Raw genomic sequence first — 1,796 nt, 5'->3', positions numbered from 1 at the left:
CCGCGATCGGGTCGGCTCCGCGGTTCTGCGCGATAACTTGAGCGAGGCGCACTGGTCCTACATGGACCGGTTCGCTGCGCAGCTCATTGCGCGAGGACCGACGTTTCGCGACGACCAGACGCCGACCGGCAGCGTGCACATCATTGAGCTGAAGGATTCCGCCGCGGCAAGCGCCGCTTTTGAAGCAACCAAACGGTCTGGCCTCGTCGTCCGGGACTGTCCGGCAAACGGTGTTTCTGGCCTGACGCGCCGGCTGCGGTTGGCGGGAAGGTTGGTCACTGATGACCGAGACAATCACGGGTATGAGCTCGATGCCGAAGGAACCGAAGAAGGAACGCTCCTCGCGTGCGACCGCGGTGGAGCGGGCCGCGGTCGCGCAGTTGGTCAAGGCGGCGCGGGCGCGGGGTGAGGACATCACTGGCCCGGACGGGCTGCTGAAGTCGATCACTGCCACGGTGCTGGAAACTGCGCTCGAGGAGGAGATGACCGACCACCTCGGGCACGCCAAGCACCACGCCCCTGAGGGTGGCGCGGGCAACATTCGCAACGGGACCAGGGCCAAGACGGTGTTGACCGATGCCGCGGGCGAGGTCGACATCGAGGTGCCCCGGGACCGTGCCGGCACGTTCGAACCGGTCATCGTGGCGAAGCGGCAACGTCGGCTGACGGACGTCGACGCGGTCGCGATCTCGTTGTACGCCAAGGGATTAACGACCGGAGAGATCTCTGCGCATTTCGCCGAGGTGTACGGCGCGTCCATCTCCAAGGACACCGTCTCGCGGATCACTGACAAGGTCGTGGAGGAGATGCAGGCCTGGTGCGCCCGCCCGCTGCTGGGGATCTACGCCGCGGTGTTCATCGACGCGATCTACGTCAAGGTCCGTGATGGGCAGGTCGGGAACCGGCCGTTCTACGCCGCGATCGGAGTCGACCTGGCCGGGCACCGCGACGTGCTGGGGCTGTGGGCCGGCACCGCCGGTGGCGGGGAGTCAGCGAAGTATTGGATGGGGGTACTGACCGACCTGAAGAACCGCGGCGTGGGCGACATCTTCTTCGTCGTGTGCGACGGGTTGAAGGGGCTGCCGGACGCGGTCAACAGCGTGTTCCCGCTGGCGATCGTGCAGGCCTGCGTGATCCACCTGATCCGAGCAACGCTGCGGTACGCCTCGCGCAAGTACTGGGACCAGCTGGCCCGGGACCTCAAAGCGATCTACACCGCGCCCACCGTCGAGGCCGCCTGGGCCGGCTTCGAAGAGCTGGAGGAGAAGTGGGGCAAGCCTTACCCGGCGATCCCGAAACTGTGGCGGGCCGCGTGGGAGGAGTTCACACCGTTCCTGGCCTACGACGTGGAGATACGCCGGGTGTTGTTCTCTACCAACGCGATCGAGTCGCTGAACTCCCGTTACCGGCGCGCGGTCGGTGCCCGCGGCCATTTCCCCACCGAACAGGCCGCGCTCAAGACGCTCTACCTGGTCACCCGAGGCCTGGACCCCAAGGGCACCGGACAGGCACGATGGGCGATGCGGTGGAAGCCAGCCCTGAACGCGTTCGCCATCACCTTCGCCGACCGCATGCCAGCCGCGGAGAACCTCTAACAATGAACGCCAGAAACACCGTTCATCGGACAGGCCCGGTGGTTCCTGCGCAGGGCACTTGGGGTGAAGTGACGCAGCCGCGGGCGCGGCGGGGTGACCTGAACAGGCGCTCGCACCAGCTTTAGCCGCGACGTTGACAGCCATAACAGCTGGGACACAGGCACCGAAAGCGTGCTGGAAGTAATGGTGATGACCGGGTCG

The 1,796-nt window shown here is 66.1% G+C and carries 2 protein-coding genes; both read left to right on the top strand.

Annotated elements, in window-relative coordinates; translation table 11 throughout:
- Window positions 1-409 (top strand): YciI family protein (locus tag J4030_RS17705; RefSeq protein ID WP_208050564.1); only part of this gene is annotated, 409 nt, incomplete at its 5' end.
- Complete coding sequence (locus J4030_RS17700) at window positions 312-1,595, top strand: IS256 family transposase (RefSeq protein WP_208050565.1); 1,284 nt, start codon at window positions 312-314, stop codon at window positions 1,593-1,595. The genes J4030_RS17705 and J4030_RS17700, both read left to right, overlap by 98 nt.
- Window positions 1,596-1,796 lie beyond the last annotated feature (201 nt).

It is taken from the genome of Allobranchiibius sp. CTAmp26, from assembly GCF_017565405.1.
Classification (GTDB): Bacteria; Actinomycetota; Actinomycetes; order Actinomycetales; family Dermatophilaceae; genus Allobranchiibius.
The sequence above is the reverse complement of the archived record's forward strand: the minus strand, read 5'-3'. Positions and strand labels throughout refer to the sequence as shown.